The following is a 14,076-nucleotide window of genomic DNA, read 5'->3' as shown; positions in this document are numbered from 1 at the left end:
CCTTCGCTTCGTGAGCTGAACAGTTGGTCAAGATCGGCCAGGTGGTGTCCGGCCGCCCTGTGTCCGGGTGCCTCGCCTGCCTCGTCGGTGTTCCGGTGAGACACGCCGCCGGGCTGTCGTCGGAGGGCCGGGCCGGGCCGGGTCAGCACCAGAGCTTTCCGCGCAGGTAGTACGGCTCGGCGTCGGGTTCGTCGGGCCGGGGCTCCTCCGCTGCGGCGATGTGCGCCGCGACGAGGGCGGCGACCTCGGCGACCCGACCGGGGCGCATGACCGAGTAGTGGGTCCCGTCGACCAGGTGCGGGTCGGCGGCACCCGGCAGGATCTCGTCGAGCGGTACCAGGCCGGGGAAGGCGTCCCGCCGGGTTTCCCGCGCCCGCAGCAGCAGGAGTCGCTCGTGCGGCGTGCCCGGCCGGTGTCCCTCCAGGATCTCGGAGTTGCGGCGGTAGACGCCGAACAGCCGGCCCAGGTCGTCGGCGTCGAGCGGCGCGGCGAGCAGACCGGCCCGGACCAGCGCGTCCTGCAGGGCGCACAGGGCCGCCGGCAGTTCGCCGGCGGGCACCTCCGCGGGCAGGTGGCCGCTGACGTCCTCGCCCTGCGCCAGGTCGGTGAAGAAGCCGGCGAGCCGCTGTCGGAGGCTCACGGCCGCGGCCTCCGGCCGGCCCGTGAACGAGTCGATCGCGGTGACCGAGCGGACCCGCCGCCCCTGCTCCGCCACCAGCCCGGCGACGCGCGCCGACACGGTGCCGCCCATCGACCAGCCGACGAGGTGCACGTTCGCGCCCTCCGGCAGCACGTCGCAGAGGGCGTCGCCGTACCGGCCGGCCAGCTCCGTCATGTCGACCGGCGGTTCCTCGCCGGGTTGCAGGCCGGCGGCCCGCAGCCCGTACACGGTGGCCCCGGCCGTGATCGCGTGCCGGTCGAGCGCCTCGACCAGCGGCTCGTAGCAGAGCACGTCGCCGCCCACCGGGTGGACCAGCACCAGGGTGCGGGCGTGGTCGCCGTCCTTGATGCGCACCAGCGGCGTACCGCCGTGCGGGTGCTGCTCGGCCCGCAGCAGGCCCGCCTGGTCGGCGACCGTGCGGCTGCGCATCAGCGACGCCAGGGGCAGGGTCCGGCCGAAGCTCGCCCTGATCCGGTGGAACAACCGGACCGCGAGCAGGGAGTTGCCGCCGAGGGCGAAGAAGTCGTCCGTGACCCCGCGTACGTCCGGACCGAGCAGTTCCTGCCACAGGCTGAGCAGCCGGGTCTCGTCCGCCGTGCGCGGCGCGACGACCGCCTGGTCCGTTCCGCGTACGACGGGACCGGCGGCGAGCCGCGCGACCAGTGCCTTGCGGTCGACCTTGCCGTTCGCCGTCAGCGGCACCGTGTCGACCACGGTGACGACGGCGGGCACCATGTACGACGGCAGTTCGGCGGCGAGGTGCGCCCGCAGCGCGGCCGGGTCCGGAGCGGCGCAACCCGGTGCCGGGATGACGAACGCCGCCAGATACGACTCGCCCCGCCCGACGGCCACCACCGCGACCGCCTTGCGCACGTCGGGATGGTCGGACAGCCGGATCTCGATCTCGCCGAGCTCGATGCGGTGCCCGCCCACCTTCACCTGGTCGTCCTGGCGGCCCAGAAACTCCAGGATGCCGCCGGGCCAGTACCGCGCCCGGTCCCCGGTGCGGTACCGCCGCTCGCCGGTCACCGGGTCGGCGGAGAAGGACGCCCGGGTCAGCTCGGGTGCGTTCCGGTAGCCGTCGGCCACCCCGACCCCGCCGATGTAGAGGTCGCCGGGCACCCACGCCGGCGCGTCGGCGAGCTGCCGGTCCAGCACGTGCATGGTCTGGTTGGCCAGCGGATGGCCGTACGGGACGCTCGACCAGCCCGGCGTCAGGTCCTCCGTCCAGAAGTAGTTGGACCAGATGGACGCCTCGGTCGCCCCGCCGGCGGCCATCACCCGCGCCGTGGGGCACGCCCCCGCGATCCGGTCGAGCAGCGGCAGCGGCACCCAGTCGCCGCTGAGCATGACGAGCCGCAGCGCCCGGAGCATCTCCGGCGCCCGGCCGGCCAGGTATTCCAGCGTGACGGAGAACAGGGCGGGCACCGAGTTCCAGAGCGTGATGCCGTGCTGGCGGCACAGCTCCCCCCACCGCTCCGGGTCGGGCACGTCGCTGTGGTCGGGCACGACCACCGTGCCCCCGGCGCCCAGGACGGCGAAGATGTCGAAGACCGACAGGTCGAACGCGAGCGAGGACACCGCGAGCACCCGGTCGGCCGACGTCAGGGCCAGCCGCCGCGTCAGGTCCCGCAGGGTGTTGGTCGCCGCGCCGTGGGAGATCACCACGCCCTTCGGGGCGCCGGTGGAGCCGGAGGTGTAGATGACGTAGGCGGTGCGTCGCAGGTCGCCGCCCAGGCCGTCGGGGCCGGTGCCGCCGGGGCCGGTGCCGCCGTCCGTCGGCACCGCGACGACGGGCAGGTCGGGCAGCCCATCGAGCGGCGCGGCGTCGACGGCGACGACCGCGGTCGCGCCGCTCTGCCGCAGCACCTCGCCGACCCGCGCCTCGGGCCAGGTCGGACCGACCGGCAGGTACGCGCCGCCCGCCCGCAGGACGCCCAGCACGGCGACCGGCTGCTGCCACGACTTGGGCACCCGCACGGCGACCAGGTCGGTGCGCCCCGGATCCGCGCCCACACCCGCCTCCCGCAGCCGGACCGCCAGCGCCGCCGACAGGCGGTCGAGCTCGCCGTAGGTCAGGCTCCGCTCGGCGTCGACGACCGCGACGGCGTACGGCCGGCAGCGCATCTGGTCCAGGGCCGCCTCGTGCAGCTCGCCCGCCAGGCCGGGCGCCTCGGTGCGGTTCGCCCGCCGGCGGTCGGCGAGCTGCCGGTCGGGCAGCGGCTGCCGGCCCGTCCCGGTCCACGCGTCGGCGTTCGCGGCGAGCTGCCGCAACCGGTGCCGGTGGTATTCGGCGAGGTCGTCGACGAGGCCCGGCGGGTACGACGACCGGTCGTGGTCGAAGTTGCACACCAGCGCGCCGTCGAACTCGAAGACCTGGTGGTCGAGGAGGACCTCGGGGGTGGCGATGGCGCTGTGCGCCAGCGTGGCGGCCGGCAACGCGAGCCGGAAGCCGTCGGAGATGCCGGGCACCAGGTCGAGGCCGCTGCTGAACACCACCGGCACGGGGTTGCCGACACTGCCGTCGCGCCGATTGAGCTCCCGACCGACCGCGACCCCGGAGAACTCGCCCGCGTCGAGGTCGTCGTACAACTGCTTCTGCAGCGCCTGGCACTGATCGACGAAGGAGCCGGGCACGTCGTCGTACGTCACCAGCAGCGTGCTGGCGGCGTTGCCCCACATCCGTTCCCGGCCCGGCGCGCCGGTCACCCGGTCCGAGGACAGCACCGACACCGTGCCGGGCTGACCACCGGACCAGCGCAGCAGACACTCGACGTAGAGGGCGAAGAGCGCCAGGCCGGCCGACACCCCCTGCTCGGCGGCGTGGTGTCGGAACCGCTTCCAGTCGTCCACGTCGAGTTGGTGCGCGACGCGGTGCAGCGGCACGTCCCGGTCGCGCTCGGCGGCCTGCGTGTCCAGGGCGCGCGGCAGATCGGGGGCGGGCGGCAGGCTGTCCAGTCGGGACCGCCAGTACCGCTCGGCCGTCCGGCGGGCCGGCAGCGACCTGCGGCGTTCCTGCTCGACGAGGTAATCCGCGAAACTCTCCGCCTCCGGCGCGGGCCGATGGGAGGGATCGGCGTAACAACGGGCCAGCTCGGCGAAGAACAACTGGATCGTGGCTCCGTCGAACACCGTCAGTCGTAGCGCGACCTGCAGATGGGTCCCGCCGTCGGGCAGTCGGACGAATCGGAAAAGGAAGGGTCGACCCGCATCGTGCGGCGGCATGTCCGACACTATTTCGCGGCGCAGTCGCTCCAGTTTTTCGGGCATCTCGTCGATGCGGCAGGCCGACAGATCCCGCACGTCCACGAGCAATTCCGGCCGGTCGTCCACTGTTGGGGCGAAATGCTGCGTGCCCTCCGGCATCACGCGCGTACGGAGCACGGGACGCACCTGTCGCAGCCGGGCGAGAGCATCGGCGAAACGCTCCGGGTCGGGCGGCGTGGCGGCGGGGAACGCGTACTCCTGGATGTAGAGAGCCGGCGAGGCATGGCCCGCCACCCCCTGCTCACCGATGAGATACGCCTGCTGGAGGTCGGTGAGCGGCAGGTGGGTCGGGCCGCCGGCGAGCGTGCCGCCCGGTGCGGACCCGCCCGTGGACCCGTCCTCGCCGAGCAGCGCAACGAGTTCGGCGATGCATGCCTTGATTACCGCTCTTGATTGTTCGTCGAGCGATGGTGGATTTGACTGCCCATTCCGAGTGCTTGACAAAAAAGCCGCTTCCCCCCGTGGGAACACAGGCATTCGGCAATCCCCCCAATGATTTCCGTCCGACGCCATGCCGGACAACAGCTCATCAGAAACCGGATTTGCGATTCCCGACTGTAGTTGACCAAGTCGACCCGAACACTCAGGATGATCAGTGATCTGGATCACAGGGCAATTTTCGGCATCACCGAGCGTCAGGACGGGCGCGATTGATACGCAAATTCGCAGGCCGCACCCGATTTGCAGGTAATCACTCTGTCACTGACGCCTGACGATGGCATGGGAATGTCACCCACCCGGCAGTGGCGCTGGCGGGCCGGGGTGGCGCAGGAATCCCGGGTAGCGCATAATGCGCGACCGAACCGCTGCGGCAGCCCGATGAGTGCCGACAGGGGGAGGTATCGTGCCGCATCGACGGATAAGCAGGGATTTGGTGGCTTGCGGCGTGTCGCCGCTCCAGATGGAACGAAGCCCCCTCAGCTACGCCGGTGCGCGATGGCGACTGTCGAAGGGGCCTGGATGTCCCGACGCCCGAAAGTGTCGGTGTCCGACACTACGGTGCCCCGATGACCGATGTATCCGTCGCACCCGTGGTCCGCATCCGCCCTCCAGAGGACGGAGGCGAGCGCGAGATCCTGTCCGGCCTGCTTGACTTCCTGCGTGCCTCGGTCGTGAACAAGGTCGCCGGGCTCACCGACGAGCAGGCGTTCGGTCGGCCGGTGCTCGCGTCCGGACTCACCCCCGCTGGGCTGGTCAAGCACCTGACCGGGGTGGAACGGTACTGGTTCAGCATCGACTTCGCCGGTCACGAGCTGCCCCCGCCGTGGACCGACGACGAGCCCGGTGCGTTCGCTCTCGCCCCCGAGGACTCGCTGGCTGAGATCGTCGAGGCGTACCTGGCTGAGTGCGCGCGGTCCTCCGCAGTCGTAGCGGGCGCGGCGCTCGACGACCGCGCCCGGGCCGCCGACGTTTCCTTCACGCTGCGGTACGCGCTCGCGCACATGATCCAGGAGACCGCGCGCCACTGCGGCCACCTGGACCTGCTGCGCGAAAGCATCGACGGGCAGGCCGGCGAGTAGTCGGACCCCCGGCTGGCTGGCACGGCGGCCACAGCGGCAGCGGCCATCCCCGCCTGCCGCTCACCTCGATCCGGTTGGCTCCGTGGTCACGCAGCAGGTCGGTGGCCCGCTGCCCAGACAGCCCGGCCGTGGGCGCCCCCGTGGACAGTTGGCGCACCGGTCAGCGGTCGGCCCGACCCTGCCGGACCTGGCGGTGCCGCCGCCACAAGTGCAGCACCACGCCGGCGGCGATCACGGCCAGCAGGGCCCACTCGCCGATCCCCAGCTCACGCTCCAGCCGATGGTAGGAGGCCGCGCCCAGGTAGCCGAGCAGCGCCACGGTCGTCGCCCACACCAGCCCGCCGGCCAGGTTCGCCCGCAGGAACGGCGGCCACGGCATCCCGCCGGCGCCAGCGACCATCGGCACCACGGCCCGCAGGACCGCCACCCACCGGCCCACCATCACCGCCCACGCACCGCGCCGGGCGATCAGGCGGCGGGCAAGCCGGATGTCGGCGCGCCGGCGCGCCGACCCGGAGGCTCGGGCGAGCATCCCCGGGCCGTACCGTCGGCCCAGCGCGTAGCCGACCTGGTCACCCAGACACGCCCCAGCCGTCCCGGCGATGACCACCGCCCACAGCGGCAGCTCACCGGTGTGCGCCACGAGCCCCCCGATCAGGATCGCCGTCTCGCCCGGTACGACCAGCCCGAGCAGGGTCGAGGACTCCAGGGCCGGCAACACGAACACCAGGGCCAGGACGAGGACCGGCGGTAACCCGGTAAGCACCGCCACCACCCGGTCCACCCTCTGATTGTCGCCCACAACCGGTTGATTTGCGGCCAAGAACCCCTCCTCACCGCCGGGCGGTCGAAACCGACATCGACCGCGCCGAGAGTGAAGCCGCCGGCCAGGCGAGCGGGCTTAACGGTTGCTTGCAAGGCTCTGCCGGTAGTGGGCCTGCCGGGCGTAGCCTTTGGTGCTGTCGTCGCCGTCGGAGGTCGCGGTTAGCCTTCGCCGATGACGCTCAGTCTTGACGACCTTTCCGGCTACGTCGAGCGCGACCTCGACGCCGACCTCGCACGGTGGTTCTCCGACCGTTCACCGGTCACGGTTCCCGAGGAGACCCGGCCGGTGACGCCGATGCTCGACCGCCTGCCGCCGACGGGCGCGGCTGCGCTGGCGGCGTTCGACCGGCGGGTGCGGTCGGGGCGCATGCCGCAATTCCTGGACGTGTACGACTGGTCCTACGGATTCGACTTCGCTGCGAACGGCTGCGGGATCCTGGACGCCGACTACCAGACCGAACTCACCGACGACGACGTCTACGCGATCGGCGCCGACGGCGGAGGCAACCTCTACGTGGTGCTCGCCGACGGGCAGGTCGGCCTCTGGTTCCACGAGGAGGAGGTCGTCGAGGGCAACACGCGCTTCGACAGTCTCGACGTCTTCCTCTGGTCCGTCGTGCGCTACCACGCGGTACGGGCGGGGGCGCTCGAGCGGGCGGCGGTCGAGGCAGACTTCCGCTCGCTGGGCCAGGCCGGCGCGCTCGATCCGGATCTCGGGCTGCTCGCCGCCATGAAGTGCTGATCGCGCTGGGTGCCGATCCCACAAACTCGCCGACCGCACGGGTTGCCCCAAGTGCGACAGCACGACCTACGCCATGGCACCGCCAACCTGGTCCTCGCCGCCCGCCGCAGCCGTAGCGTCATGATCGCGGGCTGGTGTGGCTCATGAATATGGTGGCCCCGGCAGGGTGCTCATTTCTGCCCCCTCTGCCACCAACTCGTCCCAACCTCACAAGGCACTACTAACCTCTTCCCCCAGCATGGCTTGGCGGGAGAGGGAGAAGCGTTGATGCTTGCGGAGCTCGGCGTGGACGAAACGTGCGAGCTGGTCTACCGGGCTGCCCTTCGGCGCCCCGTGTGGAGTCTGGAACAGCTCCGCGCCGCCGTGGACCAGCCGGCGGCGAAGGTCGACACGGCGGTGCAGCGTCTTATGGAAATCGGACTGCTCCGGCGGCCCCACGCCGAGCAGATCCGGCCGGTGAACCCGGCCGTCGGGTTCGCGTCGCTGCTGTCGTACGCCGAGGCACGGCTCGCTCGCCAGACGCGGGCGGTGGAGCTGACCCGGGCAGCCGTCGCGGAGATGTCGGCCAGCTTCCGGGCCAGTCCCGCGCTACTGCACGACGTCGAGCTGCTCGACGACCGGGACGCCGCCTGGCTGTGCGTGGAGGAGATCGCGGCGAAGGCAACGACGAGCATCCAGTGCCTGGCTGCCGCCGGAGGGCCGCCAGGGCTGGAGACCAGCACCGACTACGACCCGGCGTACCGGCTGGCGGAGTTCGCCAGTGCGCGTGGGATCCGGGTACAGCTGATCCTGCTGGACAGCATCGTGAACGATCCGCGGCTGGCCGCCGGCGCCCGGCGGGTTCATGACAATGGCGTGGAGGTTCGAACCACGCCGACCCTGCCGGTCTGGACGTTCGTCGTCGATGACCGGTACGTGGTGATTGGCATCGACCCGGCGGACAACCAGCGGGGCGTCATCCGGGTGTCCCACCCGGGCCTCGTGGCGGCTGCCGCCGACCTGTTCGGCCGACACTGGCTGTCCGCGGTGCCGATCGAACTGCAGGCCACCCAACCGCCGGGCGAGCTGACCCGGCAGCAGCGGCAACTGCTCCAACTGCTCGCGATGGGCGCCAAGGACGAGAGCATCGCCCGGCAGTTCAGCGTGTCCGCCCGCACCGTCCGGCGGATGATCGCCGACCTGACCGACCGGGTCGGCGCGAGCAGCCGGTTCGAGCTCGGTGTGCGGGCAGTACGCCTCGGCTGGCTCGACGACACACCCCAGCCGGCACCGGGACCCGAGCCGTTCCACTCCTGAGCCGCCGATGGCGAACCCGCCAGCCGCCACGAGGCAAGCTCGGCGGGTTCGCCACCGTGCTGAGCAGAGGATGGGGACGCGTGGTCGCCACGAGCGCTGGCCCGGCCTGTCCGAATGCGGTCATGGCCGCAGGCGGACACCTCATCAGGCCTGGCGTCGCCCGGCCTACTCATTAGCCTGGCATCGCCGGGCTGCTCCCGGCGATGCCGCACCTCTCAATGGATCGATAATCATCTTGAAGAACACAAGGAATGGGCTGATCGCCGGGGCGGGTGCGTTGCTGCTCCTGCTCTGCTGCGGCTTCGGCATTTTCGGTTACCGGGTCGCGTTCAAGGACGACGCCGAGGACGTGGCGGAGAAGTACCTCTCCGCCGTCCAGGACAGAAGCCTCGATGACCTACGGGCGGTGATCTGCGCCAGTGAGCAGAGACGGATCGACGGCGACGAGTGGGATGACGACGAAGGCCTGCTGGACTGGGAGATCACATCCAGCAAGGAGCGCGAGAACTCGGCGACCGTGACCGCGGAGTACACCGGAACCGACGACGGCAAGATCAGGACCGGCAACATCACCATGGCCCTCCTCAAAGAGGACGGCGACTGGAAGGTCTGCGACGTCGACGAGACGCGGGACTGATTCGGTAGGGGCGCGACCGCGACATGCGGTCTCGCCCCCTCCCGGATGTCAAGGCTGCCGCTGGGCCAGGCCTGCGCACCTTCGTCATGACTGCACCGCGCCCCGCCGATACGGCCGCCGGCTGGCCGGACCGGCGACCAGAGTCGACAGTCGCGAGTCCGGTCGCCGGTCAACGACGGGCGGCATCCCAGGCGGGGCTGCCCCGAAAGTACGTGTCGTACAACTCCTGCACCTCCAGCAGGCTCTCCGGCGGCACCTTGCCGTAGGCGATCCGCTCCAGGTGCCGGAAGTACTCGAACCGTTCGACGCCGGGGGTGATGACGATGAGGATGTCGGCGTTCTCGCCCGGGGCGGCGGCGAACGCGTGCGCCACGCCAGGCGGCACGATCACCAGGTCGCCGCGCTCGGCGGTGACGACCTGCTCGCCGGAGAGCAGTTGCGCGGTGCCGTCCAGCAGGTAGAACAGCTCGGCCGAGTTGGCGTGGTGGTGCGGCCGGGCGCCGTCCGCGCCGTCGGTCAGGGTGACCCGCTGGGTGGAGAGGGCGCCACCGGTGGCACTGCTGTCGGCGAGCAGCCGGATCGTGGTCGGGGCCCGCCCCACCACCTCGGCGTCGGCGTCGCGAACGACGACGGACCTGTCGAACTCGGGCGTGATCAGGGACATCGGACGGCTCCTTCGCGGGGGTGTCTACAGGGCGAACAGCAGGATGGCGTCGAGAACCACGACCACGGCTGTGGCGAAGTGGATGCCGAAGGCAGCGGCCTTCGTGCCGCCGTGCCGGAGCACGACGACGGTGTCCCCCAACGGGTTGAGCGCGACGATCAGCATGAACCAGGCGACCGCGTCGGCGGTGGTGAAGGCGATCAGGGCGAGGCCGAGCAGGCCGTAGCTGAGGTCGCGCAGGCCCTTGATCGTGAGGTAGGCGGGGTCGCCGTCCGCTGTGGCCGGGACGCCGTAGCCGGCGGCCGCGGCCAGGGGCGCCAGGAGGAACCGGGCACCGATGAGGACGACGAAGAGGCTGAGGACGATGGCGAGCCCGTAGGCGAGGGGGCTGAGCATGTTCGACTCCGAACGCTAGCAGCGCTAGATATGCGAGCGAAGGTAGCAGAGCGGCGGCAGATAGACTAGCGATGCTAGAGTTTCGGTCATGTCGATTCAGGCACGCCGGGAGCGGGAGCGGGCGGAACGGGAGCGGGCGATCGTCGCAGCGGCCCGCGAGCTGGCGGAGTCGGAAGGCTGGGACGCGGTCACCACCCGTCGGCTCGCAGCCGAGATCGAGTACAGCCAGCCCGTCCTCTACAGCCACTTCAAGGGCAAGGACGCGATCATGGCGGCGGTCGCCGTGGAAGGCTTCGGTGACCTGGCCGACGAACTCGCCGCCGCCCGGGCCGCCGTAACCGACCCGCGGCAGGCCGTGGCCGACGTCGCCGCAGCGTACGCCGCGTTCGCCGAGCGGCGGCCCGCCCTCTACGACGCGATGTTCAACCTCGCCGTCGACCTGCCCTTCGCCAGCCAGGACGTGCCGGTGGACCTGGCCCGGGCTTTCGCCGAGCTGGCCGAGAGCCTGCGCCCGGTCGCCGGCGACGACGACCTGGAGACGTTCACCGAGACCTTCTGGAGTGGAGTGCACGGCCTGGTCACGCTGATGCGCAGCGGCCGGCTCCGGCGGGAGGAGCACGAGCGGCGGCTGGCCCTGCTGGTCGACCGCTTCACCCAGCCAGGGTGAGCTGACCGCAGGGAGGAGTGCACCCGATGGCCGACCACGCACCCGTCGCCGCAGCACGAACGCCCTGTACTTCTCCCGGGCCGTGGTCGACGGCTCCCATATCTGGGCGTTAGAGGAGGAGGCCGACGCACGCTCTGCAGAGCGAGGGCTAGCTAGCCTCCCGCGCCCACGGCCGCAGCTTCTCCGGGTTGCGGACCGCCCAGATCCGGGTGACACGCCCGTCGGCGACGTCGAACGAGGCTACGGTCACGACGACGCCCGCACGGTGGGCCACCAGGCCCGGCACACCGTTGACCGACCGCTCCAGGAGTTCGAGCCCCGGAGCCTTGTCGGCAATGGCGACCATGTACTGGGCGATGCGCGCGCCGCCCTCGACCGGGCGCAGGACGGTGCCGACCATGCCGCCGCCGTCGGCGGTCATCACGGCAGCCGGGTTGAGGAGACCGACGAGGGCTGCGACGTCCTTGGCCTCCCATGCCTCTTTGACGTGCCTCACCACGTCGGCCTGGCCGGTCGCCGTCACCCGAGCGCGCGCGGCGCTCACCCGCCGCCGGGCGGAGGCCGCCAGCTGCTTGCAGGCCGCGGGGCTCCGGCCGAGAACCTCGGCGATCTCGGCGAACGGGTACCGGAAGACCTCGTGCAGGACGAACGCCACCCGCTCGGCGGGCGTCATCGACTCCAGGACGACGAGGAAGGCCATGGCCACCGACTCGTCCAGAACGATCTGGTCGGCGGGGTCTGCACCGTCGGAGGGGCCGGCGCCGCCTGCGTGGTCCCACTCGGTGCGGTCGGGCAGCGGCTCGGGCAGCCACGCGCCGACATAGCGTTCACGGCGGGCCCGCGCCGAGCCGAGCAGGTCCAGGCAGATGCGGCTGGTCACCGTCGTCAGCCAGGCACCGGGGGACAGGATCTCCTCCTGCCGGCTTCGCGGCAGCCCGTACCAGCGTGCGTAGGCATCCTGTACGGCGTCCTCGGCCTCGGTCACCGAACCGAGCAACCGGTAAGCGACATTGATCAGTTGACGTCGCTCGCCGACTATCTCATCTGCGCTGGTCGCGACAGTCCCCATGCTTCCGGCCGCCCCTCGCCTTACCTTCTGCAGGCCCGCGTCGTCGGACTGGTGAGACCTTATCGACCTACTGCCCGAGGGCGGAAAAGGGGACTGTGACATGGCCACCCAGGTGACGGCGAACGCACAACGCAGTTCCTCGTTCCTGCAGATCGCGATCGCCCTGCAGACCCTGACCATCTTCCTTCAGGCGGTCTCCGCCGGACTGCTGCTGACCTCGTCCTACGGAGAGACGCTGCACAGCGTCGGAGCCCGTGTGATGTACGGGGCGTCGATGCTGTACGTGCTCGCGGCGGTGCTGGCGTGGAAGCCCGGCGGCAGCTCGCCCCGGCCTGTCTGGCACGCGTCAGGATTCCTCGTACTCGCCTCGGTCCAGGTCGTGCTGGGCATCGCGCACGTCCCGTCGGTCCACCTCCCCCTGGGTGTCTTGATGTTCGGCCTGAGTGTGCTGGCGCTGGCCCGGCCTGAGGTCCGATAGCGGACCAGGACGATATTGAGATCCGTCGGTTGCTTCAGCGATCATCAGCCCCGGATTCCCGCTGGACCGAACCGGACGCTCCCGGAACCGCCCGGATCAGGCGGAACGCAGGGGATGCTCGTCGGGCGAGCAGCCGCCGAGCAGCCACACGTCCGCACGGAACAGACAAAGCAAAGAGCCTGACCCGCGTTTCCGTACGAGCCTTCCGGCTCAGCGAGGACCTGCCGGGCATGGCAGGTCCTCGCTGAGCGTCCATCGGTACTTGACTACGCCTCGCCACGGTGACAGTTGTCAGTCGCGCGGGCGCCGGCGAAGCCGGCCTCGTTTGCGCTGTTGATCGCTCCGGTGGCGTCGGAGAAGACTTCGGCGGCCGGGCCGTGGGTCTCGGCCTCGGCGGCGGAGGCCGGCACGCAGTTGTTGGTCATGTAGCCGACGACCTGTGCTCAACGGGTCGCCGGTCGGGCCTCAGCGTAGCTCGCCTGTGATGATCCAGAGATGGCCGAACGGGTCACGGATGCGACCCGAGCGCTTGCCGTAGGGCCGGTTCTCGATAGGCACGATCACCTCGGCGCCGTGGGCGATCATGCGGTCGCCTACTCCGTCCGGGTCATCGACCTCGATCTCGAGGAGGACCGCGGATCCACCGATATCATCCGGTGAGAGCCACCCCCACGACGAGACGGCAGGCGAGACCCGGAAGGACCAACGAGCGATACGGTGATCGACGACGGTGGGTCGGCCATCGTCGCCCGGTGGGGCCCGGAACACTTCCTCGGCGCCGAGGGCAACCTGGTAGAACGCCGACGCAGAGTCCGGATCGGAGACGATCAGACGAGGGGAAAGCGACTTCATGCCCCCCATCATGGGATCGGGCGGCGGCAGAGTCTTGAACATCTGGGAACGAATCCGGCCACACCGGTCGTCAACCGCCCGCGCGCTCCTTGCCGGTTGGCCGATCATCGGCTGGCACACACCGCGGAGCCAGGCCCTCGGCGCGTAGCCACTCCATCGGGGTGCACGCGGCCATGGCCCGCCACTCGCGGGTGAGATGGGCCTGATCGGCGAAACCCGAGGCGGCGGCCACCGCTGCCAGACTGAGCCTTCCGGCATTGGCGGCGGCCACGAGCCGGCCCCGGGCAGTCTCGAAGCGAACGAGCCGTTGGTACTCCTTCGGCGTCACCCCGAACTCGGCACGGACCGTACTACTCAGGTGCCGTCGGGAGCATCCGAGTAGCTCAGCGGCCTCCTGCACCCGGCTGGCCTCGGACAGGACCGCCAGCGTTGCGCGCAGTTCGTCGTGGTTCGCGCGCTCGCCATGACGAAACAGGCCACTGACCAGGCAGCGCTCGACGAGTGCGCGACGGCTTGGCCAGGATCGGCAGGCCATCAGGCGCTCCGGCAGGTCGGCCATCGCCGGGACGACATCGGCGAGGTCGGCGACCTGCCCGGCCAGAGCCGATGCCGGAAGCCCCAGCAGTGTGCTGGCACCCAGTGGGCTGAGCGTCACGTACACCCCGCGCGTGCACCGCTCTTGCCTCAGCTCGGCCGCATCCAAGTGGAGTCCGGCGACCACGGCCCGTAGCTTCTGGCGCGAGCCGGGCCGTCCGATCCACCCGATCTCGAGCGAGTCCTCCTGGGGAATCGTGATCGACACCGTGGACGATGGCAGCCCGCGATGAACGCCGACCGGACCCGGCCCAAGATCGTATGCCTCCAGCGTCACCACGAACGGCGCCAAGACGGTGGACATGTGATCGGCAGGCACGGTCACCCTGCAACAGTACGGCGGTGGGCCGTGCAACCGACGCTGGCCCGCTGGACGTCGTAGTAGGCCCGGGCGCCGCGTGCCGCTCT

Annotated in this window: 14 protein-coding genes; 6 read left to right on the top strand and 8 right to left on the bottom strand. The window is 70.9% G+C overall.

Annotated features, from left to right (window positions below):
- Positions 1-142: 142 nt before the first annotated feature.
- The gene (locus tag ACZ6Q9_RS16330) at positions 143-4,372 is read right to left on the bottom strand and encodes an amino acid adenylation domain-containing protein (protein ID WP_396829272.1); all 4,230 of its coding nucleotides are present in this window, start codon (positions 4,370-4,372) and stop codon (positions 143-145) included.
- A gap of 563 nt (positions 4,373-4,935) precedes the next feature.
- Here ACZ6Q9_RS16330 and ACZ6Q9_RS16325 point away from each other — a divergent pair.
- A complete protein-coding gene (locus ACZ6Q9_RS16325; RefSeq protein WP_393459324.1) occupies positions 4,936-5,448 on the top strand; it encodes a DinB family protein in 513 nt (170 codons plus the stop codon).
- A 160-nt stretch (positions 5,449-5,608) separates the two neighbouring features.
- Here ACZ6Q9_RS16325 and ACZ6Q9_RS16320 read toward each other — a convergent pair whose 3' ends face one another.
- Positions 5,609-6,232 carry a DedA family protein gene (locus ACZ6Q9_RS16320; protein ID WP_396829271.1) on the bottom strand — a complete coding sequence of 208 codons (624 nt, stop codon included), beginning with the start codon at positions 6,230-6,232 and terminating at the stop codon, positions 5,609-5,611.
- Positions 6,233-6,445: 213 nt separating this feature from the next.
- Here ACZ6Q9_RS16320 and ACZ6Q9_RS16315 point away from each other — a divergent pair, with 213 nt between their 5' ends.
- From ACZ6Q9_RS16315 to ACZ6Q9_RS16305, 3 genes are all read left to right on the top strand, one after another.
- Entirely contained in the window at positions 6,446-7,015 is a 570-nt protein-coding gene (locus tag ACZ6Q9_RS16315; RefSeq protein ID WP_396829270.1) for a hypothetical protein, read from the top strand.
- A gap of 285 nt (positions 7,016-7,300) precedes the next feature.
- Positions 7,301-8,311 carry a LuxR C-terminal-related transcriptional regulator gene (locus tag ACZ6Q9_RS16310; protein WP_393459333.1) on the top strand — a complete coding sequence of 337 codons (1,011 nt, stop codon included), beginning with the start codon at positions 7,301-7,303 and terminating at the stop codon, positions 8,309-8,311.
- Positions 8,312-8,318: 7 nt separating this feature from the next.
- Entirely contained in the window at positions 8,319-8,948 is a 630-nt protein-coding gene (locus ACZ6Q9_RS16305) for an Rv0361 family membrane protein (protein WP_466021408.1), read from the top strand.
- Positions 8,949-9,117: 169 nt separating this feature from the next.
- On the opposite strand, the gene ACZ6Q9_RS16300 is transcribed toward ACZ6Q9_RS16305, so the two are convergent.
- The gene (locus ACZ6Q9_RS16300) at positions 9,118-9,612 is read right to left on the bottom strand and encodes a cupin domain-containing protein (protein WP_357702244.1); all 495 of its coding nucleotides are present in this window, start codon (positions 9,610-9,612) and stop codon (positions 9,118-9,120) included.
- Positions 9,613-9,636: 24 nt separating this feature from the next.
- Complete coding sequence (locus tag ACZ6Q9_RS16295) at positions 9,637-10,008, bottom strand: DUF4267 domain-containing protein (protein WP_393459339.1); 372 nt, start codon at positions 10,006-10,008, stop codon at positions 9,637-9,639.
- A gap of 88 nt (positions 10,009-10,096) precedes the next feature.
- Here ACZ6Q9_RS16295 and ACZ6Q9_RS16290 point away from each other — a divergent pair, with 88 nt between their 5' ends.
- Positions 10,097-10,675: a TetR/AcrR family transcriptional regulator gene (locus tag ACZ6Q9_RS16290; RefSeq protein WP_393259300.1), complete on the top strand. Its 579-nt coding sequence runs from the start codon at positions 10,097-10,099 to the stop codon at positions 10,673-10,675.
- A 148-nt stretch (positions 10,676-10,823) separates the two neighbouring features.
- Here ACZ6Q9_RS16290 and sigJ read toward each other — a convergent pair whose 3' ends face one another.
- A complete protein-coding gene (sigJ, locus tag ACZ6Q9_RS16285) occupies positions 10,824-11,846 on the bottom strand; it encodes an RNA polymerase sigma factor SigJ (protein WP_396829281.1) in 1,023 nt (340 codons plus the stop codon).
- On the opposite strand from sigJ, the gene ACZ6Q9_RS16280 reads away from it, so the two are divergent.
- Entirely contained in the window at positions 11,845-12,222 is a 378-nt protein-coding gene (locus ACZ6Q9_RS16280; RefSeq protein WP_393259304.1) for a hypothetical protein, read from the top strand. The two genes, sigJ and ACZ6Q9_RS16280, sit on opposite strands and share 2 nt — an antisense overlap.
- Positions 12,223-12,488: 266 nt before the next feature.
- Here the strand turns inward: ACZ6Q9_RS16280 and ACZ6Q9_RS16275 are convergent, their stop codons facing one another.
- The 3 genes from ACZ6Q9_RS16275 to ACZ6Q9_RS16265 are packed head-to-tail and all read right to left on the bottom strand — an operon-like array spanning position 12,489 to position 13,993.
- Positions 12,489-12,647, bottom strand: coding sequence for a hypothetical protein (locus ACZ6Q9_RS16275; RefSeq protein ID WP_396829268.1), 159 nt, complete (start codon positions 12,645-12,647; stop codon positions 12,489-12,491).
- Positions 12,648-12,687: 40 nt separating this feature from the next.
- On the bottom strand, positions 12,688-13,116 hold the full coding sequence (locus ACZ6Q9_RS16270; RefSeq protein ID WP_396829267.1) for a VOC family protein: 429 nt from the start codon (positions 13,114-13,116) through the stop codon (positions 12,688-12,690).
- A gap of 28 nt (positions 13,117-13,144) precedes the next feature.
- Complete coding sequence (locus tag ACZ6Q9_RS16265; protein ID WP_393259309.1) at positions 13,145-13,993, bottom strand: helix-turn-helix domain-containing protein; 849 nt, start codon at positions 13,991-13,993, stop codon at positions 13,145-13,147.
- Between the last annotated feature and the right edge of the window lie 83 nt (positions 13,994-14,076).

The organism is Micromonospora sp. NPDC049139, assembly GCF_055586845.1.
This window is presented reverse-complemented; position numbering and strand designations above follow the sequence as displayed.